18 protein-coding genes are annotated in these 22,059 nt (G+C 53.8%); 8 read left to right on the forward strand and 10 right to left on the reverse strand.

The genetic code is table 11. The features are described from left to right. Position 1: 1 nt before the first annotated feature. The 8 genes from ABVT35_RS18400 to ABVT35_RS18435 all read right to left on the reverse strand — a co-directional run bounded on the left by ABVT35_RS18400 (position 2) and on the right by ABVT35_RS18435 (position 9,433). The gene (locus ABVT35_RS18400; protein WP_368468293.1) at positions 2 to 1,030 is read right to left on the reverse strand and encodes a YeiH family protein; all 1,029 of its coding nucleotides are present in this window, start codon (positions 1,028 to 1,030) and stop codon (positions 2 to 4) included. Positions 1,031 to 1,181: 151 nt separating this feature from the next. Further along, positions 1,182 to 3,425, reverse strand: a complete 2,244-nt coding sequence (locus ABVT35_RS18405; protein WP_368468294.1) for a molybdopterin guanine dinucleotide-containing S/N-oxide reductase — start codon at positions 3,423 to 3,425, stop codon at positions 1,182 to 1,184. Positions 3,426 to 3,557: 132 nt separating this feature from the next. Beyond that, positions 3,558 to 4,646, reverse strand: coding sequence for a 3-hydroxyacyl-CoA dehydrogenase NAD-binding domain-containing protein (locus ABVT35_RS18410; RefSeq protein WP_368468296.1), 1,089 nt, complete (start codon positions 4,644 to 4,646; stop codon positions 3,558 to 3,560). Next, positions 4,643 to 5,836: a beta-ketothiolase BktB gene (gene bktB, locus ABVT35_RS18415; RefSeq protein ID WP_368468297.1), complete on the reverse strand. Its 1,194-nt coding sequence runs from the start codon at positions 5,834 to 5,836 to the stop codon at positions 4,643 to 4,645. The genes ABVT35_RS18410 and bktB overlap by 4 nt, the downstream gene beginning before the upstream one ends. 32 nt (positions 5,837 to 5,868) lie before the next feature. Then, positions 5,869 to 6,321: an OsmC family protein gene (locus ABVT35_RS18420; RefSeq protein WP_368468299.1), complete on the reverse strand. Its 453-nt coding sequence runs from the start codon at positions 6,319 to 6,321 to the stop codon at positions 5,869 to 5,871. Positions 6,322 to 6,367: 46 nt separating this feature from the next. Then, positions 6,368 to 7,165: an enoyl-CoA hydratase gene (locus ABVT35_RS18425; protein ID WP_368468300.1), complete on the reverse strand. Its 798-nt coding sequence runs from the start codon at positions 7,163 to 7,165 to the stop codon at positions 6,368 to 6,370. A gap of 14 nt (positions 7,166 to 7,179) precedes the next feature. Then, positions 7,180 to 8,295 (reverse strand): acyl-CoA dehydrogenase family protein, encoded by a 1,116-nt coding sequence (locus tag ABVT35_RS18430; RefSeq protein WP_368468849.1) that lies wholly within the window; start codon positions 8,293 to 8,295, stop codon positions 7,180 to 7,182. 205 nt (positions 8,296 to 8,500) lie between these two features. After that, complete coding sequence (locus ABVT35_RS18435) at positions 8,501 to 9,433, reverse strand: LysR family transcriptional regulator (protein WP_368468301.1); 933 nt, start codon at positions 9,431 to 9,433, stop codon at positions 8,501 to 8,503. A gap of 239 nt (positions 9,434 to 9,672) precedes the next feature. Here ABVT35_RS18435 and ABVT35_RS18440 point away from each other — a divergent pair, with 239 nt between their 5' ends. The 7 genes from ABVT35_RS18440 to ABVT35_RS18470 all read left to right on the forward strand — a co-directional run bounded on the left by ABVT35_RS18440 (position 9,673) and on the right by ABVT35_RS18470 (position 17,177). Continuing rightward, positions 9,673 to 10,650: a tripartite tricarboxylate transporter substrate binding protein gene (locus ABVT35_RS18440; RefSeq protein WP_368468302.1), complete on the forward strand. Its 978-nt coding sequence runs from the start codon at positions 9,673 to 9,675 to the stop codon at positions 10,648 to 10,650. A gap of 48 nt (positions 10,651 to 10,698) precedes the next feature. Then, complete coding sequence (locus ABVT35_RS18445) at positions 10,699 to 11,199, forward strand: tripartite tricarboxylate transporter TctB family protein (protein ID WP_368468303.1); 501 nt, start codon at positions 10,699 to 10,701, stop codon at positions 11,197 to 11,199. 4 nt (positions 11,200 to 11,203) lie between these two features. Further along, the gene (locus ABVT35_RS18450; RefSeq protein ID WP_368468304.1) at positions 11,204 to 12,721 is read left to right on the forward strand and encodes a tripartite tricarboxylate transporter permease; all 1,518 of its coding nucleotides are present in this window, start codon (positions 11,204 to 11,206) and stop codon (positions 12,719 to 12,721) included. Positions 12,722 to 12,762: 41 nt separating this feature from the next. Beyond that, positions 12,763 to 14,493, forward strand: coding sequence for a thiamine pyrophosphate-binding protein (locus ABVT35_RS18455; RefSeq protein WP_368468305.1), 1,731 nt, complete (start codon positions 12,763 to 12,765; stop codon positions 14,491 to 14,493). Then, on the forward strand, positions 14,493 to 14,846 hold the full coding sequence (locus ABVT35_RS18460) for a hydroxyisourate hydrolase (RefSeq protein ID WP_368468307.1): 354 nt from the start codon (positions 14,493 to 14,495) through the stop codon (positions 14,844 to 14,846). The genes ABVT35_RS18455 and ABVT35_RS18460 overlap by 1 nt, the downstream gene beginning before the upstream one ends. 34 nt (positions 14,847 to 14,880) lie before the next feature. Then, positions 14,881 to 16,311 carry an FAD-binding oxidoreductase gene (locus tag ABVT35_RS18465; protein ID WP_368468308.1) on the forward strand — a complete coding sequence of 477 codons (1,431 nt, stop codon included), beginning with the start codon at positions 14,881 to 14,883 and terminating at the stop codon, positions 16,309 to 16,311. Positions 16,312 to 16,559: 248 nt separating this feature from the next. Beyond that, positions 16,560 to 17,177 carry a LysE family translocator gene (locus ABVT35_RS18470; protein ID WP_368468310.1) on the forward strand — a complete coding sequence of 206 codons (618 nt, stop codon included), beginning with the start codon at positions 16,560 to 16,562 and terminating at the stop codon, positions 17,175 to 17,177. A gap of 607 nt (positions 17,178 to 17,784) precedes the next feature. On the opposite strand, the gene ABVT35_RS18475 is transcribed toward ABVT35_RS18470, so the two are convergent. Both ABVT35_RS18475 and ABVT35_RS18480 read right to left on the reverse strand, forming a co-directional pair. Next, on the reverse strand, positions 17,785 to 19,194 hold the full coding sequence (locus tag ABVT35_RS18475; RefSeq protein WP_368468312.1) for a sensor histidine kinase: 1,410 nt from the start codon (positions 19,192 to 19,194) through the stop codon (positions 17,785 to 17,787). Further along, positions 19,191 to 19,862, reverse strand: a complete 672-nt coding sequence (locus ABVT35_RS18480; protein WP_368468314.1) for a response regulator transcription factor — start codon at positions 19,860 to 19,862, stop codon at positions 19,191 to 19,193. The genes ABVT35_RS18475 and ABVT35_RS18480 overlap by 4 nt, the downstream gene beginning before the upstream one ends. A gap of 762 nt (positions 19,863 to 20,624) precedes the next feature. On the opposite strand from ABVT35_RS18480, the gene ABVT35_RS18485 reads away from it, so the two are divergent. Continuing rightward, on the forward strand, positions 20,625 to 21,035 hold the full coding sequence (locus ABVT35_RS18485) for a response regulator (protein ID WP_368468315.1): 411 nt from the start codon (positions 20,625 to 20,627) through the stop codon (positions 21,033 to 21,035). Positions 21,036 to 22,059: the final 1,024 nt, after the last annotated feature.

A 22,059-nucleotide genomic window follows, 5' to 3' on the forward strand; every position in this document is an offset into this window, starting at 1 on the left:
CTCAGTCCCATCCGTCCACGACGGCGACTCCCACCAGAACAAATGCCGCGATGAAGACGGTCTCGGCTATTATGAGTATAATCGCTTGCCCTCCGACATCCATCAGGCGCCCGAGCGAGGTTTTCATACCGACCGCCGCTATCGATATCAGCAAGGCCCATCGCGACAGGCTGGTCATTGCTGAAGCGGCTATCGGCGGGACGAGCCCCAGCGAATTGAGCACTGCAAAGATGATGAAACTCAGCACGAATAATGGCAGGACCGGTGGCTGATTCCCATCCGCACGGCCTCTTTCTGCATAGCTTCGCACGAGGAATGAAATTACCAGAACCACCGGTGTCAGCATGGCCACGCGGATCAGTTTGACCACGGTTGCCACTTCGCCGGTTTGTTCGGATACGGAAAAGCCCGCGCCCACGACCTGCGCTACGTCATGGATCGTGCCGCCCAGAAACACGCCGGCAATCCAGTCGTCAAATCTGAGGGTTTCCGTCAGGATCGGATAAACGATCATACCGATGGTCGACAGCACGGTGACGCTGAGTACAGTGAAAGTGAGATTCCGTTCCGAATGCTCATTTTTGGGTAAGACAGCGGCTATCGCCATCGCTGCGGAGGCACCGCATATCGCGACCGAACTGCCTGTCAACAGGCCAAAGCGCCAACCGCGCCCGAGAAACCGCGCCCCAAGCAGCCCAAACAATATAGTCAAGAAAACCCCGGCTATCACAAGCGCGATCAATTTGGGGCCGAGACCAGCAATCAGTTCAATGCTGATCCTGGCCCCCAAAAGAGCGACACCGAACCGCAGGACCGACCGCGCCGTGAATTCGATTCCGGGTCTGCAATTATCCTCCTGAGTCAAGAAGTTGAAGGCAATGCCTAAAAGCAGCGCCATCAGCATGGCGGGCGATCCGTAATGTTCCGACAAGAACTGAGCAGTGATACCCACAACCGCGGCAACGAGAAAGCCGCGGCTGATTTTGCGTAAATCGTCAATCTGCTCGGCAAATAGTGTCACGGATCGCATGAGTGGGTACCTTTTGCAGCCTTGTCTCGTTGACGTAAGCGGTTGTTTGGTTGGAATTGAAGGGTGCGACTTCAGTCCACCTTTCTACTGACGCATCGCCTTTTGGTGGACGTTATTCGCAACGGCAATCGGTGGTCGCTCGGATCTGAAGTCACTCAATCCGTTTGAGTTCAACCAGACAAGAATGCGCTGAGGGCCCTTGACCCAGGTTGGATGTTCCCACGTCTGGTGTCAGGACATTCGGGTTCCCATTGATGCATTGTCCATCCTGATCGGGACGAAACCAGGCTCCTGTGCTCATCTGCACTACACCCGGGCGCAACCTGTCATCCACCACGGCCGTTGCCACGCATGCGCCGCGGTCATTATGCAATCGAACCTTGTCTCCATTGGAAATGCTTCGTGCCTCCGCATCCCCAGGAGACACGACGACCGGCTCACACCCGTTGATCTTGGATGCCTGGCTGATCGTACCGTGATCAAGCTGGGAGTGCAGCTTGTTGTGCGGTTGCACGCAGATGAGATGTAGCGGGTAGGCAATATTATTGCGCCCCAGCCATTCCTGCGGTTCGCGCCAGACGGCGCAGCCGGGGCAATCGGGGTATCCGAAGCTTGCGACCTTTTCGGAAAACAACTCGATCCGGCCGGACGGGGTAGCCAGCGGTGCTGCAGCGGGATCATGGCGGAAATCCTCGAGCATCACCGTTGGGCGGTCAGGCATGTCAATCTTGAACCAGCCATTTTGTCTCAGGCTGTCCAGCGGTGGCAGTTCCAACCCAACCTCGGCGAACCTTTGACGTGAACTTTCATAGATCCATCTTTGCCATTCTTCTGCTGTACGGCCTTCCGTGAATGCCAGTTCGCAGCCCATCCTGTCCGCTATTCCGGCAAAGATCGTATAGTCGTCGCGCGCTTCGCCCTCCGGTTCTATCGCCTGTTCCATTGAAACGACATAAGGATCACGCGGCGACAGGGCCAGGTCGGTTCGCTCAAGCGGTGTTGTGCACGGCAGTACAATATCAGCGCGGGATGCGGTTGCGGTCCAGCACCATTCATGTGTGATGATCGTTTCGGGGCGCTGCCAGGCGCGCTGCAGACGGTTCAGATCCTGATGGTGGTGAAACGGATTTCCGCCCGCCCAGTAAACCAGTCGAACGTCGGGATATGTGTATGACTTCCCATCATACTCAAAGCGCGCATTCGGGTTGAGCAGCATGTCCGATACCCGGGCCACCGGAATAAAATCGTGAACGGCGTTTTTACCTTGCGGCAGCGACGCATAGGGTAACCGTTGGTATTGCGCACCGATCCCGTTCGTTGCGCTATATCCAAATCCGATGCCGCCGCCCGGCAGACCGATCTGGCCCAGCATGGCGGCCAATGTAATTGCGGCCCAATAAGGCTGTTCACCATATTGCTGGCGGGTCAGTGACCAACTGACCGAAATCATTGTTCGCTCTTTGGCCATGCGCCTGGCGAGAGTTCGTATCGTTTCCGCAGGCAGTTCACTGATTTTGGCAGCCCATTCCGGCGACTTCACAACACCGTCGATCCTGCCTGTGAGATATTCGCAAACCTTTTCGTATCCGACCGTGTAGTCATTCAGAAAAGCCCCATCCGCGAGGTCTTCAGTCAGGAGCACATGGGCTAAACCCAACATGATCGCTGCGTCCGTACAAGGCCGGGGAGCAAGCCATTTCGCGTCAACTTCCTTGGGAATAGCCGCCCGATCGGGATCGATGTTGATGAATGTTACGCCCGCTCGTGCCGCGTCGACGATACTCTCCAGCTGCACATGCCGCCCAACTCCACCATTGTCGATCTGGCCATTTTTGATCGGTACGCCGCCGAACGCCACGAAGAGGTCAGTATTGGCAATCACCGAACTCCAACTGGTTACGGAATTCACGTATTTTCTGAAATCTCCCAATATATGGGGCACGGCCACTTCGGCTGCGGCAAAGCTGTAGGTATTCACGGATCGAGTATAGCCGCCGATGCAATTTAGAAACCTATGGACTTGACTTTGAGCATGATGAAAGCGCCCAGCGGATGCCCAGCCGTAGGAGCCACCGTAGATTGCGCTATTGCCGTATTTTTTCCTAACCCGATTCAACTCATCCGCTACCAGCACCTCCGCGTCATCCCAACTGACCGCTACATACGGATCGCTACCACGTTGCTCCGAATTTGCGCCCGGGCCATGTTCTAGCCAACTTCGGCGAATCATCGGCTGGCGGATACGGTTTGCATCGGTCAAAGCTTCGACGATGCCCTCGCCAATGGGGGATGGGTTGGGGTTTTCCTCGAACGGGTGAAGAGCTACAATCATGCCGTCCCTGACCTCGACACGGTAGGTGCCCCAGTGCGCACTGGTCAAAGGCATTGAGGTCATGGTTTGGGTTCCTCAGCGTGCTGCAATTTTAACTCGATTGCTGCGATCCGTCGGCAGGCGGGCGCATTCAGCACTGCCCGTCTGGCCTTAAGTGTTGAAAGGGCGCACGGAAAAAGCCGGCAAATCACGAAACTAGACTTTTCGGAACAGCGCTCTCGTGAGTGTCGCGTCACCGTACTTGACTTGATTGATCAGCCGGGCCACTTCTCCAGGACCCATTTCCTTCATCATCTCAACCGGGCCCTTGGCGAAGGTGAAGGCTTCACGGGCGCCTCTATCGATGGCGTCCGGAGCTGCAACACCCTCCGAGATTTCTTCAAGCACGGCAAAGAATATTGCGCCTTGCAACCGTTCTGCTATGAGCGCGCAGTTCTCTTGGGACAATGGCGTGTTGCCATGCGAAAGGTCCCAAGCTTCATCCGCCTCTCCACAGGTTACCAAGCTTGCGGCGGGCTCGTAGAACGGACCGAGACTGACAAGGCTTCGCACCGCGGCCAAGTTGATGCGGGGTTTAACGATGTTCATGACGAAAAACGGTCCGGCGGAGACGCCAAACACTTTTTTGGCCACCGCGTCGATCTGGTCTTCGTCGCCCAGGCCGTCATCAAGACAGCGGGCTGCCTCATTTGTGTAAGGACAGAAGAAGCGGTTCAACGCAAACCCGGTGCGGTCGAGGCATTCTATGGGTGACTTACCGCAACGACGAAGGAAAGGGAGCACGTTTGCGACGGTTTCGGGTGCCGTGGTTACGCTTTTAATCACTTCAACCACTGGATTGATTTCCGCAGGGCTGAAATAGTGAATGCCGCACAGCCTTTCCGGGTGCCTCAAATCGGTGCCGATATCGCTTACCTTAAGTGCACTGGTGTTTGTTGCCAGCGTCGTGGTCGGGCTCACGACGGACTCAAGTGCGACAAAGACATTGCGTTTTACGTCCAGGTCTTCGAATACTGCTTCAATCACCAATTGAGCGTCCGACGCGTCCCGGATATCATTTGAGAAGCGCAGGCGCCCAAGTGCGCCCAAGGCCTGCTTCTCGGTCATTCTTTTCTTTTGGACCTGACGATCCAGATAATCTCGAACTCTTGCCCGCGCCTTTTCAACGGCTTCCTTGGCGGTATCCAGAAGGGTCACATTTACACCGCCAATAGCGGTGGAGATGGCTATGCCACCCCCCATCGTGCCGGCGCCGATGACGGCGACATCCGTAATATTCCTCATGAGCGGGCCTCCGGGTTTTCCACGACAACGGCAATTCCCTGACCGCCGCCAATGCACATGGTCGCAAGCCCGTAACGACCATTGACCCGGCGCAACTCGTAGATCAGCTTGATCAGAATGATGGCGCCAGACGCGCCGACGGGGTGCCCAAGCGCGATTGCACCACCATTCGGGTTGGTGATGTCCTCTGGAAAGCCCAGGTTTTGCGATACAGCACACGCCTGTGCGGCAAACGCTTCATTGGACTCGATAACCGACAAATCAGCCACATCCAGTCCTGCCCGCTTCAAAGCCACCCGGACTGCTGGAATTGGACCAAGTCCCATGACATCAGGCGCAACGCCGCTCACGGCCGATCCCCTGATTATCGCGAGTTTCGGCATGTCTCTGGCGTCGGCTGTTGTCTCAAGCGCCAGAATAAGCGCCGCCGCGCCGTCATTGATCCCCGACGCATTGCCGGCCGTGACCGAACCATCCCGCTTGAACACCGCGGGCAGTTTTACCAGATCCGCTTCGGAAATTCCCGGACGCACATGCTCGTCGGTATCGAATACCGCCTCCTTGCGACCCATTTTGGTGGTCACTGGAAGGATTTGTTCTCTGAAATAGCCGGCCTCGATCGCTGCTGCAGCCCGTTGGTGGCTTTTCAGTGCAATTCCGTCCTGGGTTGGGCGATCGATTCCTTCCCGTGCCGCTACGTTTTCGGCAGTGACGCCCATATGCCCATTGCCGAATGGGTCGGTTAGTGCGCCGGTCATCATGTCGATAGCGGTGATATCGCCCATTTTGGCGCCAAAGCGCGCTGCATTGATCATATGCCCGGAGCGGCTCATGCTCTCGGCGCCTCCCGCCAGAACGACCTCGGCATTGCCCAATTGAATGGCTTCGGTTGCGGTTACAACGGCTTGCAAACCACTTCCGCATAGCCTGTTCAATGTCAGGGCCGGTGCGGTTTCAGGAACACCGGCATTGATGGCCGCCACCCGCGAGAGGTACATATCGCGCGGCTCACTGTGAATCACGTTGCCGAATACTGATTGCTCAATGTCAGATGCTTCGATCGCGGCGCGTCTGATGGCTTCCACCGCCACCTGACTTGCGAGTTCGCATGGGGGGATCCCTGCCAACGCACCGCCGAAATCTCCAATCGCAGTACGAACACCTGAGGCAATAACCACATTTTCGGTCATTTTATTGTCTCCTGAAACCTGTCCAATAGAGGTTAAACTTTTGGTTTTATCGTCATTTTCGCTGATATCGAGTTTGCGACGAAGCAGTAGCGGTGCGCGCGCTCATGCATTTGCAGGAGTTTTTCCGGCGCGATGTTGAAGCCGGTATCAAAGGTGATGCGGGGCGCCAGTTTCAGTTCTGTCACGGCCATTTTTCCTGAGTTCGTTTTCCCAAGGAGTGCCATGGCACGGTCGGAATAGGTGGCAATGGGCCATCCTTCCTTCGCTGCAAGTGCGAGGAACGTCATCATGTGGCAGCTAGACAGGGAGGCCGCCAGTGCCTGTTCCGGGTTCGTAGCCTCTGGGTCTCCGCCCCAATCCGGGGCTGCGTCGCCCGGCAACGTGAAATCCGTGTTGTATATGATGTCGTGGCCGGTATTGTATTTCCCCGGGGCAAGCGATGGCGAGTTGCGTATCCAGCTCACGTCAACGGAAAGGTCGGACATGGTTTTTCCTTTTGTTCTTGAGGTAAAGTGACGATCCAATCCGGCGTCAGAGGCTGCCCCAATTGGGCGCGCGTTTTTCGATGAAGGCTTGAATGCCTTCCTTGGCATCCGGTTCCATCATGTTCTGCACCATGACGTCCGCCGTATAGACATAAGCCTCGGACAGGGACATCTCGTTCTGGCGATAGAATGCTTCCTTGCCGATGCGTAGCGTCGCAGGAGCCTTGCCGGCAATCAGGGTGGCAAGGGCCTGGACCCTTTCCTCCAACTCGTCTGGCGCGGCAATGCTGTTGACGAGCCCGGATTGCAAAGCTTCTTCGGCAGAGGCCGCGTTGCCGGTCAAAAGCATCTCCATGGCTTTCTTGCGCGGCACATTACGTGACAGGGCAACCATCGGGGTGGAACAGAAAAGGCCGATATTGACCCCCGGGGTGGCAAATAGGGCATTTTTGGATGCAATCGCCAAGTCGCAGCTGGCGACTAGCTGACAGCCTGCCGCGGTGGCAATGCCATGGACGCTGGCTATGACGGGCTTGGGGCAGGTGACGATGGCCTGCATCAGCCGCGCACACTTGGCCATTGTTTCCTCAAAAAAGGCGCGGCCACGGTCATCGTTTGCGCGGGCCGCGGTCAATTCCTTGAGGTCATGACCGGCACAAAAGGCAGGTCCGTTTGCCGCCACAGTGATAACATGCACGCCTTTTGCAGCACCAAGCTCGACAAATAGTTCGTAGAGTTTTTCGAGCATTGCCAGGGAAAGGCCATTACGAGCCTCCGGGCGGTTCAGCGTCAGTTTGGCAATTGCGCCCTGCTGCTCGCTGATTACAATATTCTTCGTATTCATGGAAAGCCGCTCCATCAATCCCGCAACAGGCCGCGTGCGATCACAACCTTCATGATCTCGTTTGTTCCTGCGTAGATGCGCTCGATCCGGTTGTCGCGGTACATGCGTTCCACGGGGTATTCGCTCATCACGCCATAACCTCCAAAGAGCTGCAGGCAACGGTCGATGATTTTTGCTTGCAGGTCGGTCAGCCAGTATTTGGCCATTGAAGCCTTTTCCGTGGTCAGGCGGCCTTCCAGATGCTCGGCGATGCAATGATCCAAAAAAACCTTGGCGATCGTTGCCTCAGATACACATTCTGCCAATACGAATTGGGTATTCTGGAAACCGGCTATCTTCTTGCCGAAGGCCGAGCGCTCTTTGACATAGTCAAGCGTGACTTGCAGAGCCCGCTCCATGCGCGCAACCGCATAGACGCCTATCAACAGGCGTTCTTGGGGAAGTTCCTGCATCATCTGGGCAAAACCCTGACCCTCCACAGAGCCAAGCAGTGCTGATGCAGGCACACGCATGTTGTCAAAGAACAGCTCCGACGTGTCGTTGGATTTCATCCCAAGCTTGTCCAGGTTGAGCCCGCGCCGGAAACCTTCAACCTGGTCCGTTTCGACGAGGAATAGCGAAATTCCCTTGGCTCCACCGGTCGGATCGGTCCTGGCTGCCACAATGATCATGTTGGCCAGTTGCCCGTTGGTGATGAATGTCTTCGAGCCCGTTATGCTGTAGTGATTGCCGTCTTTTCGCGCGGTCGTTTTTATCCCCTGTAAATCCGATCCGGCACCCGGTTCGGTCATCGCGATGGCACCGATTAACTCACCGGAGACCATCCGCGGCAACAGGTTTTTCTTTTGTTCTTCCGAGCCGTAATGGATGATGTAAGGAATAACGATCGAGTTGTGCAATCCGCCGCCCCAGCCGTCGATACCGGCGAGATTGCCTTGATAAGCAATCACCGCGTCATGGGCAAATGTGCCGCCTGGCCCACCATACTCCTCGGCAACTTCTGCTCCCAAAAGACCCATTTCCCCGGCCTTAAGCCAAAGCTCCCGCCCGACGCTACCGCGCTTTTCCCAATCTTCGTAGTGGGGCTCGCATTCGCGCTGATAGAATTGCTTGCATCCATCTTCCAGCATTGCCAATTCGTCATCCATCCATGGAGAGCGTGGAAAATTGAGGTTTGCCATACAGTTCTGACCTTCGTTGGAGACGAAAACGGGCAGAACCTAGTTCAAACGAGCATCCTAAAACTAATCCTTTTTGGCGATGCAAGTGATCAGAACTTGGTATGGGATTTTATTGAGGTCTGGTTGATCTGTGTTGCGGGCCACACGGACGTTATCATTCTTCAACGACCAACTGGCCCTTCCAATTGCCGTTAGAAACCTCGTCGATCAGGACCTGTTGAACGATCTCATAAACGGCGCGCGATGCGCTCGTCAGAGGTCGCGTGGTGGGAACAGCCAGAGAGACAATGCGCGAAAGGGTGGGATTGACGATGCGGCGTGCATCCACATCGCCAGTTTCCCACACATCCGCCATTGCGGGCCAATTGAGAACCGTCGATCCGACTCCTGCGCGCACCATGCTGCGAATGGTAAGCAAGGATTGTTGTTCGTAACTAATCTCAAGATTTCGTCCGGTCTGCATAAACGCTTCTTCGAGACTGCGCCTGACATGCACCTTTCGGTTCGGCATGATCAGCTTCATGTTTTCGAGTTCAATCAGCGGAATGTCCGCGGTATCGGGTGCCGCACCCTGCCGCTTTGAAAACAGGAATATACTCTCCTGAAGTATTGGCTGAAGCGTTACATTCTGAAGGCGGCCAACATTGGGAATGATGCCAAAATCCACCTTTCCCGCATCAATTGCCTGTCCGGTCTGAAATCCCAGTCCGTCCTCGATCGTTACGGTGATATCTGGATACAGCTGTTCGACTTTCTGTACGATCTCCGATGCCAGAAATCCCGCTATCCCAACAGGTATGGCTATGCAAATCTTGCCAACCAAATCTCCTGAGCTTCTGCGCGCGTCCGTTCTTGCTATTTCAACCTTTTCAAGAATGGAGCGTGTGTGGTGGTAGAATCTCAGTCCCGCCCCGGTGACTGTGGTGCCTCCCGGACCACGGTTCAGCAAATCAACACCGATCTCCGCCTCCAGCTCAACAATTTGGCGACTAAGGGCAGGTTGAGCAACGCTCAAATCCTTTGAGGCGGCAATGAAACCACCATTTTCAACAATGCTAGCAAAGTATTTCAGTTGTATTAGCTTCAAAACGCTGGATCACTCGTTCAATAAAGTCATGCCTACATGATATGACGGCGTTTCAAAAAATCAAACGAAACTAGCCGTGCTGGTAGTGACTGATACCCGATATGGGCTGATTTAACGCTCGATCAAGCGACCAAGGACCTCGCGAACCGAACTGCAATGCCGTTTGGCGATGACGTGCATATCCTGAAAGAATTAGCCTTGATGGAGCAAACGCATAAACTGTTCCCTATGTTGGCGATATGGCCAAGAACTGGGAGGATTCCATGAAGTATTTGACTTTGTTCAACAAACTGTTTTTCACAGCTACCGTTTGTTTGAGCCTGATAACAGGCATGGCCGCTGCTGATGACTATCCAACAAAACCGGTCGAAATGATCATTGGCTTCAAGCCAGGTGGATTTTCGGATGCCATGGCCCGCAAGCTCTCCGAGCCGCTGACCGAGGCGTTGGGCCAGACAATCGTTCATACCTACAAGGGTGGGGCTGGTGGCAGTATCGCGGCAACTGCAGTCGCCGGCCAGCCCGCAGACGGCTACACATTAGTCGTCGCCACCAGCCTGACCTTTGCGTTCAATCCGCTACAGGGCAAGGTAACCTACACTAAAGACGACTTCGATTATTTGCTGACTATGGCGCGTTTTGAAACCGCGTTCGTCTCGCTGGCGAGCAAGCCATGGACGGATTTTCCATCCATGATCGAATACGCAAAATCGACGGGCAAACCGCTACGTTACGGCACGCTTGGACCGGCGGACCGCACGCAAATGGAAGCTGTTGCCGCGGCAACAGGAGTTACCTTCATTCCGCTTCCCATCAAAGGCGGTGCGAACATGATGCAGTCCATACTCGGAGACCACGTTGATTTTGGCATAAGCGGTGGACCGCACATACAATATGTGAAATCCGGCGAAATGATCGTGCTCGCGGCTTCGGGTTCTGATCCACTCAACTCGACGCCCGATACGCCAACCATGACCAGCCTTGGATTTCCGGCTGTCAGCTACAATTCAGTAATCGCAGCACCAAAGGGCTTGCCAGACGATGTGAAAGCCAAACTTGAGGCGGCATTGATCAAATCTGCAATTGACCCGAGATTTCAGGATCTGGTCCAGCAACGATTTGTCGGTATTACTCCGATGGGTACGGAAGAAACTTCAGCTTCAATCGACACGATTTCAGATGAGATGAAAGCTATTCTTGCAGCGAAGGGAAACTGACGCCCATCCGTCGAAATCGCTACTATGTTATTGAAGAAGCCGCACCCGATGACAATTACAAACAGAAACACTGTATCGATCGTAATCGTTTTGCTCTGTGGGATCGCTCTGTGGATAATCCCGGGACAAGTCGAAGACGGTGAAACCTCTTTTGCAACGGGTGCGGCATTGCTTCCAGATCTGGCAGTCAGTCTGATCCTGATTTTCACGCTGTTAGATCTGCTCATCTCATTTGGAAAATCCGTGCAGTCAGCGGCTAACCGGAAAATGGCAGTTGCTGGTGATATCGCACTGAAAGGCGCCCAGTTCTCTGGTGTCGTGATCGTTGCGGGCGTCATGGCTCTCTATGCATTTGTGCTGCTACATCTGGGCTATTTGGTATCCTCAACGCTTTTGTTGGCGTTTTTGATGACCTGCACAGGCGCGCGGCATTTCAGCAAGCTGGCTGTGATCACCGTGGCGGCCGTGTGTGTTCTCTACCTGGGCATGCGATATGGATTTGGCGTCCATTTACCGGTGTTGCCGGATCTCACCGTATTGAAAGGGTGAGAACATGGAAGCGTTGATTGCTGGCATTCTAACGGTTTTTACTGTCGGCCCGTTGATCGGAATTGTTGCAGGCGTCGCCGTCGGCATCTTTATGGGCGCGATACCTGGCCTGACCGCGGCTATGGCGATAGCGCTGCTATCTCCGGTGACATTCGGCATGGAGCCCATCACGGCGATTGCTTTCCTGACCGGCATCTACAAGGGCGGAACCTTTGGTGGTTCTATCTCCGCCATTCTGCTCAACACACCCGGTTCGCCAGAGGCAACAGCAACCGCATTTGATGGATATCCGCTTGCAAAAGCCGGTCAGGTGAAACGGGCGCTGCAAATGGCACTGTTTGCCTCCGTGGCGGGTGCCGTGCTGGCAGATGTGCTGCTCTATCTGGTTGCTGCTCCGTTTTCCAAAATCGCTCTAAAATTCGGCCCGACGGAAATAACATTCGTTGTTCTGTTTGCGTTTACATTTGTTGCAGGGTTGACAGGGCGATCGATGTTGCGCGGCATGTCCGCCTGTGCTTTTGGTGTGCTGTGTGCCATGGTCGGCCTTGACCCTATGTCGGCAACGCCACGCCTTAATTTTGGGTTCATTGAGCTGCAAGACGGCTTGCCGCTTCTTCCCATCGCTATCGGAATGCTGGGCGTTACCGAGGTCATGCTGGCCGTCGAACGCAGCATCGAAAAGCGCAGGGGCAACAGTACAAACGCGGTCAGCTCCATCAGCGACACAAGCGGACCGCCACTGCCGATAACCGAGTTTCTGACCTACTGGAAAACCATATTGCGTTCGAGCCTGATCGGTTCGGCAATTGGTGCGCTACCCGGCATCGGCGCATCCATGGCGGCTTTTATTGGTTACGGGACGGCTCGCAAATATTCCAGGGAACCCGAACAGTTTGGCAAGGGCAGCCTGGATGGTGTTGCCGGTCCTGAAGCGGCCAACAGCGCTGTGGTCGGCGGCAGTTTTGTTCCGTTGCTGACGCTGGGCATTCCGGGCAATGTAACCACAGCTCTGCTGATCGGGACCTTCCTTGTCCACGGTATTGAACCTGGTCCGCATGTCTTCAAGACTGAGCCGGCTCTCATCTATGGCATTTTCACAATCTTGTTCGTGGCGAATTTCTTCAATTTGGCGGTCGGACTGCTGGGCAGCAGCCTCTATGGTCATATCGTCAAGGCACCTGAATATGTCAGCTATTCGATCGTTGGGCTAACCTGTCTTACCGGCGTTTACGCTTCTTCAAACAGTGTATTTAGCATCTATGTCATGATCGTTTTTGCCGTCATTGGCTATTTCATGAAGAAATTCGACTATTCATTCGTGGCGTTTCTGATCGGTTTTGTCTTGGCGCCCGAGTTCGAAATCGCCTTCAGGTCGTTCCTTCTTATCGCGCAAGGTGACCCTGTCGGCTTGCTTCTCAAAAGTCCGATTGCCCTTCTCTTTTTCACGCTCACCGTTGTGGCTGTTGTGCGGATTGCCTGGTCAGAACATCTCAATACCACAGGCAAAAAACAACGAACCTGATTTGCATGAATGCTGACATCATTACTAGACCGGAGATTTGTATGAACATCGAACCAAAAATTCGCGGCGGCGCATTACTCGCTCGCGCATTCAAGGAAAAAGGGGTTGACCACGCCTTCACTCTGGCTGGCGGGTTTTGTAATCCGGCGCTGGAAGGGTTCATGGAATGTCAGATGCCTGTCATCAACTGCCCGCATGAGCAGGTGGCAGGGCATCTCGCCGATGGCCATACCCGTATTACCCGCAAACCATCCATATGCTTAGTGGGGCCCGAGGGTTTTGCCAATGCAGTGCCGGCGATGCTTGAGGCATGGGGCGAGCGTTCTCCGGTGATTTTCGTAACCGGATCATCGACTCTCAAACGCCAAGGTTCTGGCGGATTCAAGGAAATCGACGATGTGGCGATTGCGGCGCCACTAACCAAATACTCCATCCAGATCACTGACGGCGAACGCATCAGCGAATTTGTCGACCGCGCCTGGACGGCGGCAACAACCGGCTATCCTGGACCGGTTCATCTGGCGTTGCCGGTGGATATCATGTTCTCTTCATTTTCTGAGACGGCTGGCCGGGAAGAGCGTCCATTCGACCGGACCGATCGTCCGGTGCCACGTGCCTGGCCGGACCCGACCGCGCTGAAAGAAACAATGGATCTTGTGCGCAATGCTGAGCGCCCGCTGATCATCGGCGGGCACGGCATCTGGTGGTCGCGCAACGAAGATAAGCTTGAAGTGGCGGGTAAAACCTTGCGTATGCCCGTATTCAATGTGCCCTATCATCAAAAATTGCTGGGTGAAGAGTGTGAGGCCTATATGGGTCTTGCGGATTTCCACCAATACCACCCGTCCAGAAAGGCGATCCACGAGGCTGATCTCGTCTTGATGGTTGGTTGCCGGCTCGATAACCAGATGAATTTCGGTAACCCTCCGTTCATTCTAGAAGGAACCAAGCTTGTCTGCGTGAACGGCAGCCACGAGGAACTCGATTACAACCGCGCGGCAGATGTCTGCCTGCTGTCGGATCCGGGAGCTTTCCTGGATGAGTTGGCCACTGTCGGGAAAACATGGCCTGCATGGTTCGACCTGCAGCGTGAACGCCGAGCCGAGTGGGTTGCCGAATGGTCTGCCCATATTGCCGCTGAAACAGCAACTGACCTCAAAGAAGGCCGCAAGATGCACCCGCTGCAGTTGTCGCTGGATGTTCAGGCGGAAATGGGTGACGAAGACTGGCTGGTCTTCGATGGCGGCAATACCCATTTCTGGAATGAAATCGCGGTCAACATGGCAGGCTGGAATGGCCAGAAGCTGGGCGGGACCCTGCATCCGGGCAACTACTCTTTGCTGGGTGTAGGCGTCTCGTTCGCCCTGTCCGCCAAGAACATTAATCCGGACAAGAACGTGGTGCTGATCACCGGAGATGGAGCGTTCCTGTCAGGCGGACTTTCCATCGAAGCAGCGTTCCAGGAGGGGCTGCCCATCGTGGTTGTGGTTGACAACAACAACGGCCTCGACTGCATCTCGCAACAGCAGGAGCGACTTTTCAAAACCGGCACCCACTATGCGACCGATTTCCGTGACATTCCCTTCCATACCATGTTCGAAGGATTGGGCGGTCATGGCGAATTGGTCGAAAGCCGCGATCAGCTGGCTCCGGCAATCCGGCGTGCGATCGCCAGTGGCAAAACTGCTTGTGTCAATGTCAAGTGCCGTGGAGTGATCAGCCCGATTGTCGCAGCCACTTCAGACAAACGCGACAAGGCGTCAATTGAGTGATGGCTACGGTTTCTTCGCACATTTTGAATGGCGTGGATGGAACGCATGCAGGCGGAATTGCCGTCAGTCTGTCACGGATCGGTACACAAGGTTCAACGCTGATATTTGCAACCAGAACGGATGATGGAGGACGCCTGTTGGAAGAGGTCGATCTGACCGGTGCGGATATCGACGCGACCTACGAGGCGATCTTTGCCACCGGTGCCTACTGGGCCAACCGAAGCATCCCCTCGAGCGAGAGCCAGATCATGCAGGAGATCGTCCTTCGATTTCAGATGCCGGACCCAGGAAAAAAGTACCATATGCCCATAATCCTCTCCCCAAACAGTTATTCAGCCTGGTTATCAGGCTGAATAACGAAACCTGAACTCTAACCGGATTTATTTCATGCCACCTGCAATTCCTGACTCCTCATTCCTTGATCGGTTGAAATCGATCGTCGGATCAAAGGGTTGGATCGCCTCCGACAGCGCTGGAAAGTACTTTGCAGATCCTAGAGAGCGTTTTCATGGGAGCGCCGCGCTGGTGGTGCTTCCGTCCTCAACAAAGCAAGTCTCTGATGTGGTGGCGGCCTGCAATGAAACCAAAGTCGGTATTATCCCGTTTGGCGGTGGTACCGGCGGTGTTGCCGGACACATAGAAATTGACGGCAAGTTACCTATTGTCCTGTCACTGGAGCGTATGTATGCGGTCCGCTCTTTCAGCAAAGACGATAATTCTATTATCGCAGAGGCCGGGTGCATCCTGGCGAACATTCAAGAGGTCGCCCAAAACAACAATCGCCGGTTCGGTCTGTCGCTGGCTTCCGAGGGCAGTTGCTCCATCGGCGGAAACCTCGCCAGCAATGCTGGCGGTATACAGGTGCTTAGATACGGCAATAGCCGCGATTTGTGTATGGGGATAGAGGCAGTTATGCCCGATGGCTCTGTCCTCAATGACCTTAAGCCGCTGCACAAGAACAATACCGGTTATGACCTGCGGCACCTTCTGATCGGCTCCGAGGGTACACTGGGCATAATCACGGCTGCGGCTTTAAAACTCTCTCCTCAACCCGAGGCATCCGTCACCGTGATGTGCGCAGTAGCTTCACCGGCTGCTGCTCTAACGCTGTTGCACGCAATTCGCGACAAGCTTGGCGAGACGGTGACGGCCTTTGAACTGGTGTCCGGTTTGGGGGTTGAACTGGCAATCAAACATTTTGAGGCGCTGACAGATCCGTTCCATTCGCCTTTTGATTGGTATGTTCTTGCCGAAGTCGAAGGTCACAAAGATATTCGACGGCAGCTTGAAGAAATCCTTGCAGGAGAATTGGATCGAGAGGCCCTCGTCGACGCAGTCGTCGCGGTGTCTGAAAAACAAAGCCGATCGCTGTGGGATCTTAGAGAGCTTGCTTATGAATATAATCTGAAGGAAGGCGTGTTATGCAGTTCCGACACTTCCGTTCCAATCAGCCGGATTGAAAATTTCATAAATCTGACCGACGACGCTATTTGCGATCTGGACCCGAATCTGCGCGTCAACCGCTACGGACATATCGGTGACGGCAACATCCATATAAATATACTTCCACCGGAAGGTGTATCAAAGCAATCATATTTGCAGAAACACCCGGACTTCCGGGAATCAGCACGAATGATAGTCAATGAAACCACGCATCAATGCGGCGGCTCAATCAGCGCGGAACATGGAATCGGCAGGCTGAAAATAGCGGATTTGCAACGCTACGCTGATCCGACCAAGCTCGCCACCATGCGGAATATAAAGAACGCTATTGATCCAAATGGCATCATGAATCCGGGGGCGATGTTTGCAGCATAGCGTTTGAATGCTGAGGCCCAATACAGCCCGTGAGAAAGCAATTGGAACCCACTCTCGGCTGCCCCTACGGTTTCGCTGAAGATCAGTCGACCCAACTACGATCAACTTAGGACAATTATCCGGACGTCGTCGAAGGTTCGGACTGCAATCGAGGTTTCTCATGTGTCAAAGCCTGGTTATCCGCACCATCCATCCACAGGACGTTTTTCGAAGGGCGATTTGAACTGAAATAGACCTTGGAGGAAAAAATGGATTGGTCCGACTGGTCAGCTTTTGCTCTGATTTCGATGGTAACTATAGTTACGCCGGGTCCTGGAAATATGAACACAACGCGCAGAGCGGCACAGCTCGGACTGCTAAGGGTTTTTCCAGGCATATTGGGAAACACACTCGGTCTGGGGTTGGTTGGCACCATTTGCGCCGCGGGGCTAGTGACCTTCGTTCTCCAATCTGGCCTCTTGTGGAATATGCTTCATTGGTTGGCGGCGGGTTACCTTGCTTGGTTAGGTTTGCGGTTCATTCTGAAAAATGAAGCGATTGAGCCGACCGGTAATTTGACGCCTGGTGTGTCCGGGAAATTTCTGTTCGGCGAAGCTTTTTTGCTCGCATTTTCCAATCCCAAAGCCATTCTATATTTTACTGCGCTGCTGCCACAATTCGTCAATCCGGCCAGGCTGCTCGCGCCACAAATGGCCATCATGCTCTTAACTTGTTGTGCAATTTCGGTTGCCTCACAAACCGTTTATTCCACCTTGGCTTCTCTATTGCGAACGCATCTTCACACCCCGAACAGATTTTTCGTATTCAGGGCTGTATCAGGCTTCATTCTTCTCGCATTTGCTGGAAAGCTTGTGCTCGGCTTTTGAGTATTGGGCGCATTGAAGTGCTTTGTCACGCTAGCTGAATGATCGGTTGCCGGCTCTCCGGTACTGCTGCGGGATGCAGAAAATCTCCCGTGCCTGATAGGGCCGCCGCCTCTGGCGGGCGTAACCCTTTACAGTCCGGTGCGGCCCAGCAGGCTTGCTCGGGAGCAGAAAAACTCTCCTAATTTCCCAAAAGGTCATTCGCTCACCAATCACTTTGCAGATAGTTATGGACTGTTACTTGAAACGGGGAGGGTGATCCAGGTATGGAGCGTCCGCATTTCGCGGGTGATCTATTACAGTAAAGACAATGTTGCGAGGGCTGTGTGAGCGAACAATCGGTGAAAGTCAGATTCTGACCACAATTATTCGTTGTAAAACCGGCAGTGTGAGCCGCCCCTGTCACACTGCCGGCAGGTGCGCACCGCGCCAGGAAGCATTGGAAACATGCGCACCCTATCTTTCCAGGAGTCGATCCAAGGCTAATTGGCCGGCAAAAGTGGGTCGAAGGCCGTCCAATTCCATTGTTGTTCTGCGGATAAACTCCGGACTTGAGATTCGTTTTAGAACCTGACGTGGAGCTGACGATATTGTCGAAGCTAAAAACAATTTATCCGTCATCGCGAGGGGGGCTACCGGGGAAGCTCTCATCTGATTTGAGTGTAGGCAGTATAACATGAACTGTACTACCCGAACCCGGCAACACGCGTGCTTCACCACCGCGATTGCGCGCTATCTGCCGTACAATAGTGAGCCCGAGACCCGCTCCGGGAGAATTTGGAGTTCCTTTCCGGAAGCGGTTGAATACCTCTTCCCTGAGTTTTTCTGGGATACCTTCGCCCTCATCATGGACCTCGAGGGTGGCCCCTGATCCATCGGCGCCTGATCCCGGGCTAAGGGTCAAGCAAATGGTACCTTGGCCGTGGGTTAAGGCATTGTCGAGGAGATTGACAACCAGGTCGCGCAGATCGTCTCCTTGACCATGAACTGCCACGATTTTCGGTGCGATCACATCAAGAGTTCTTCCCGCCGCATCCACAAGGGGCAGAACTTGGGCCGCCGCTTCGCGGACGACTCTTGCAAAGTTTACCGACCTCAAGTCTGAGTTTGGAGATCTGGATGCATCCTCTTTTCTAGCCAAATTCAACACCTGACCGACAATGCGGGTCAGATGGGCAACGTCCCTTTCTATTTCCTGCCATTCAGCATCGCCGTTACGGTATCGCTGCAGGTGCAGACTCAGCACAGAGAGGGGGGTGCGCAGTTCATGAGCTACATTTGCGGTAAGACGCTGTTCTGCGAGATAGGCTTGTGCAAGCCGGTCGAGTGCTTTGTTCACGGCCTCCACCAGAGGCAGCACTTCACCGGGTAATCCTGCTGTCCCTATCCGCGCCGATGGGTTGCTGGGGCCTGCCAAGGCAGCTTCTCCAGAGGCCCGTCTCAGAGGTTGCAGGCTGCGACTGCTGATCAGCCACATAACGAGGATTGAAACCATGACAAAAGGCAGAAACACCAGGAATTGCTGATAATCTTCTTCCAAGAGCACGCTTTCTGCCAACAATGACGGATCAGCACGCGTTCGGGCAACGATGAGGATGTGGCTGGCCGGAGCCCTGGCTGCCAGCAAGGCGCGTTGGGATGCCCCAATCCCGGTAAATTGAACCGTGCCGTATTGATCCTGATCGGATAATTCCAGGAAAGGAAGTGGTGTTTTCAGGTTAACTGAACTTGTCACCGGCAAACCTGATCCGTCATACAGAGTGTAGGCGTAATCGGTGTTTGCATCCGAGTAGGCTTCTAACCATTCGGGGCGCTCGAACAGTTCTATTTTCCGGGCCTGATTTAAGTGCATTCCCTGTAATAGATCGCGCGCCTGTCCCTGAAGGGTCCGCTCTCGAAGATTTTCCTGTGTGCTCCGCACATCGAAATAGAAATATGTGGCGGATGCGCCGAGGCCCAGGAAAAAGACAAGCAACATTGAAAATGTCAGCCTGCGACGCAGGCTGAAGCCCCGTCTCACGCTTCGGCTCCCTTGGTCAGGCGGTAGCCAATGCCTCGCCTTGTTTCAATGCGTATATTGGTATCCGTGCCTTGGAACTTCCGGCGTAGGCGCGAAACGGCTGCCTCAACAGCGTTGGGAGTTACGGCTTCGTTAAAGCCATACAGGCGCTCTTCGAGAACGTCCTTTACAACGACGCGGCCCGCTGCGGATATCAACTCTTCCAAAAGGGCGGTTTCACGGCGACTGAGGTCAAGCGGGACGCCGGCGACCGACGCTTGTCGCGAAATTGTATCGAACGTCAATTCGGCGTAGTCGTAAGTGGTATTGTCCCTAACACCCGGTCGACGCATTACAGCTCTCAGGCGCGCTTCCAACTCCGACAGATCAAAGGGCTTTACGATATAATCGTCTGCGCCGGCATCAAGACCGTGTACCCTGTCGCTGACAGAATCCCGTGCCGTCAGGATTAAAACAGGCAGATGTTGTGTTATTCCGGTCCGCAACTCTGCCAGGATCGATAAGCCATCCATATCGGGTAGCCCGAGATCCAAAATAACTAATGCATAGTTTGCGGTACGGATGGCGCTGAGTGCCTCATCACCAAAAGCAACTGCGTCAACAGTAAATCCTCTTTGATTCAGATGCCCACTGATCATTTCATGCAATTCGGGATGATCTTCGACCAAGAGGATCCTCATCACATCAGGTCTCAAACAATCCTGGGTTAGACGTTCCTTCGTCCTCAATTTTTGTACATGACGAGGGCCTGACAGCATTTTCAATATGTCTTCCCGCAACATCCATGTGTTGTTCGTCGTTAAAACTCACGATTTGTATCGGCAAGAAGTGATACGGCTCGGGAACGCTCGGTATTGCCATCATTATCATGGTCGCTGCCACTTGCTTCTGTGCACCGGGAGCCGCCTGGTTGCAGCTCTGTGGATTGTCACACCTAGTGTTTAAACATTACTTAATGTTTAAACACTAGGTGTGACGATAACAACATCTAACAATTTTTTTGTATGGGGAATAACTTACGGCATAACGAACATTGCGTTCTGGAGATCGGAAGGATCAGGTTTGGATGCCTGGCTCAAGATCCAACGTGAAGTTGTGGAAATTGACCGGGATTATCTTCAACCGGATTGGATCTCATCAAACCAAGGGGCCGGATTTGCTTCCCTTTAAGTTTCAATTCTCGCACGAAGCAATATACCGACGGCCACCCAACTCACCGGGATCGTTCTCTTGTTGGCTAGAAAGTCTTCTTTTTTCTTCGCCTTTACGCCAAAATGTGAAGGTACTCCGTAGTCTGATGGGGCGGGGTACCGCTTGGGTGCTTTGCAAGCTCAGCCGTAATAGGCAGAAGTTGACAGTAACCAGGCATAGTCGGACCGCGATTGCCGTCAGCAGTCAAATGACCGACGCCGTTTAATTTTGGGGTGACTATGGCACGAATTCTGGTGATTGATGACGAGCCGCTCATTTGTTCCATGCTCGACATTGGACTTACACGGGCGGGCCATGAGGTTATGACGGCATCTAACGGCGAAGAGGCAATTTCCCTTTACACAAAGGCACCGGCGCAGATCGTTATCGTTGACGTGATAATGCCTGAGAAGGACGGCCTTGAGACCATTCGGGAGTTGCGCGACAAGAATCCTGGCCTGAAGATCATCGCCATTTCGGGTGGTTCGAGGATCGGAAACCTTGACTTGCTTCAACTGGCACGGGAATTTGGCGCGACCAAAGTCTTTAACAAGCCGTTGGATCACAATCAGCTATTGAGCACAATTGACGAATGCGTTGGGTCGGCTTTAGGGGAGAACGTTGTCGATTTCCAAAAGCGGACCACATAGATTCAGGACGCAATAGTCGATCAAAGCCAATAGATGACGATAGCGGCAATGTGAATCATGGAGCGAACTGTGCTTGCTGCGCGACCCAAGCCCTGTTGCCCTCGGTGGGTTAATCCTGCTGAGTCATTTGGCCGTGCTTTGGGCAAAGCGGCGGACCAACACTATTCAGCCACTTCCTTGACACCCTCGCCACATAGCCGCACTCACTGCAGATTACCTTTATTTGTCGTGTGGTTTGCTTGGTATTTCCTTTCAGATTCGCTGGCTCCATATCAGTGCTTGGCAGCTCGCCAAGGCGCTCTATGATAGGCGTTACCAGCTCGACAAATACCGCTCCCGGCTGCGATTCTTTCTTTCTACCCCGCAATCCGACCGAAATGGCAAGGTGCTTGAATAAGTAACCGTGAGTGTCGCGTGGTCCACTTGCGATACTGCACATTTGATGCGCAATTGCCGCGGTGACCTCGACAGGATCAGTTCTATCCGGCCGCACGTAAATCACGTATGACCCGGTCTCCTGTGCCCAGGATTCAGCCGTATTTCCTCCGCGCGATCCTGTACTTGGAAAACCACTCATTATGTGGATATCCGGAAGGGGAAAACCGATGTCGTCAAACCACGATTTCATGGCGGTTGCAGCAGCAGCGAGCCATTCGTCCCGGGTTTCGGAAATTCGCTTTTCTGGTTTAGTTCGACTTGCTCGCATATTGATATCGGTAAATTCTGAATGCTCTATCCGTGTTCGGTTGATGCGGCCACGAATCATATTCTCGGCTGACTATAAACCCTTTTATTAAGCAATCCGAAACATCGGGTGGTTGTCGCAGTGCCCCATGTTATGCCGGGTTGTCTCAATCTACGCGCCGGCAGTTGCGTGATTGATCTTCACTTCGATGCGTTAAGTTCGGAACCAAGTCTGGAACTAGCCTTTCCTATCACCAAAACGCGCGCTTCTTGGCGTTGTGTGCGTAATCAAATCAAAAATTGTCATCAGATAATGTTCAATTAACACACTATGTTTAAA

The organism is Hoeflea sp. TYP-13, assembly GCF_040932035.1.
Taxonomy (GTDB): Bacteria; Pseudomonadota; Alphaproteobacteria; order Rhizobiales; family Rhizobiaceae; genus Hoeflea_A.

Excerpts from the sequence above, each read along its gene's own strand:
- ABVT35_RS18400 (WP_368468293.1), bottom strand. The coding sequence starts at position 1,030 with ATGCGATCCGTGACACTATTTGCCGAGCAGATTGACGATTTACGCAAA.
- ABVT35_RS18405 (WP_368468294.1), bottom strand. The coding sequence starts at position 3,425 with ATGACCTCAATGCCTTTGACCAGTGCGCACTGGGGCACCTACCGTGTC.
- ABVT35_RS18410 (WP_368468296.1), bottom strand. The coding sequence starts at position 4,646 with ATGAGGAATATTACGGATGTCGCCGTCATCGGCGCCGGCACGATGGGG.
- bktB (WP_368468297.1), bottom strand. The coding sequence starts at position 5,836 with ATGACCGAAAATGTGGTTATTGCCTCAGGTGTTCGTACTGCGATTGGA.
- ABVT35_RS18420 (WP_368468299.1), bottom strand. The coding sequence starts at position 6,321 with ATGTCCGACCTTTCCGTTGACGTGAGCTGGATACGCAACTCGCCATCG.
- ABVT35_RS18425 (WP_368468300.1), bottom strand. The coding sequence starts at position 7,165 with ATGAATACGAAGAATATTGTAATCAGCGAGCAGCAGGGCGCAATTGCC.
- ABVT35_RS18430 (WP_368468849.1), bottom strand. The coding sequence starts at position 8,295 with ATGCTGGAAGATGGATGCAAGCAATTCTATCAGCGCGAATGCGAGCCC.
- ABVT35_RS18440 (WP_368468302.1), top strand. The coding sequence starts at position 9,673 with ATGGCCAAGAACTGGGAGGATTCCATGAAGTATTTGACTTTGTTCAAC.
- ABVT35_RS18445 (WP_368468303.1), top strand. The coding sequence starts at position 10,699 with ATGACAATTACAAACAGAAACACTGTATCGATCGTAATCGTTTTGCTC.
- ABVT35_RS18450 (WP_368468304.1), top strand. The coding sequence starts at position 11,204 with ATGGAAGCGTTGATTGCTGGCATTCTAACGGTTTTTACTGTCGGCCCG.
- ABVT35_RS18455 (WP_368468305.1), top strand. The coding sequence starts at position 12,763 with ATGAACATCGAACCAAAAATTCGCGGCGGCGCATTACTCGCTCGCGCA.
- ABVT35_RS18460 (WP_368468307.1), top strand. The coding sequence starts at position 14,493 with ATGGCTACGGTTTCTTCGCACATTTTGAATGGCGTGGATGGAACGCAT.
- ABVT35_RS18465 (WP_368468308.1), top strand. The coding sequence starts at position 14,881 with ATGCCACCTGCAATTCCTGACTCCTCATTCCTTGATCGGTTGAAATCG.
- ABVT35_RS18470 (WP_368468310.1), top strand. The coding sequence starts at position 16,560 with ATGGATTGGTCCGACTGGTCAGCTTTTGCTCTGATTTCGATGGTAACT.
- ABVT35_RS18485 (WP_368468315.1), top strand. The coding sequence starts at position 20,625 with ATGGCACGAATTCTGGTGATTGATGACGAGCCGCTCATTTGTTCCATG.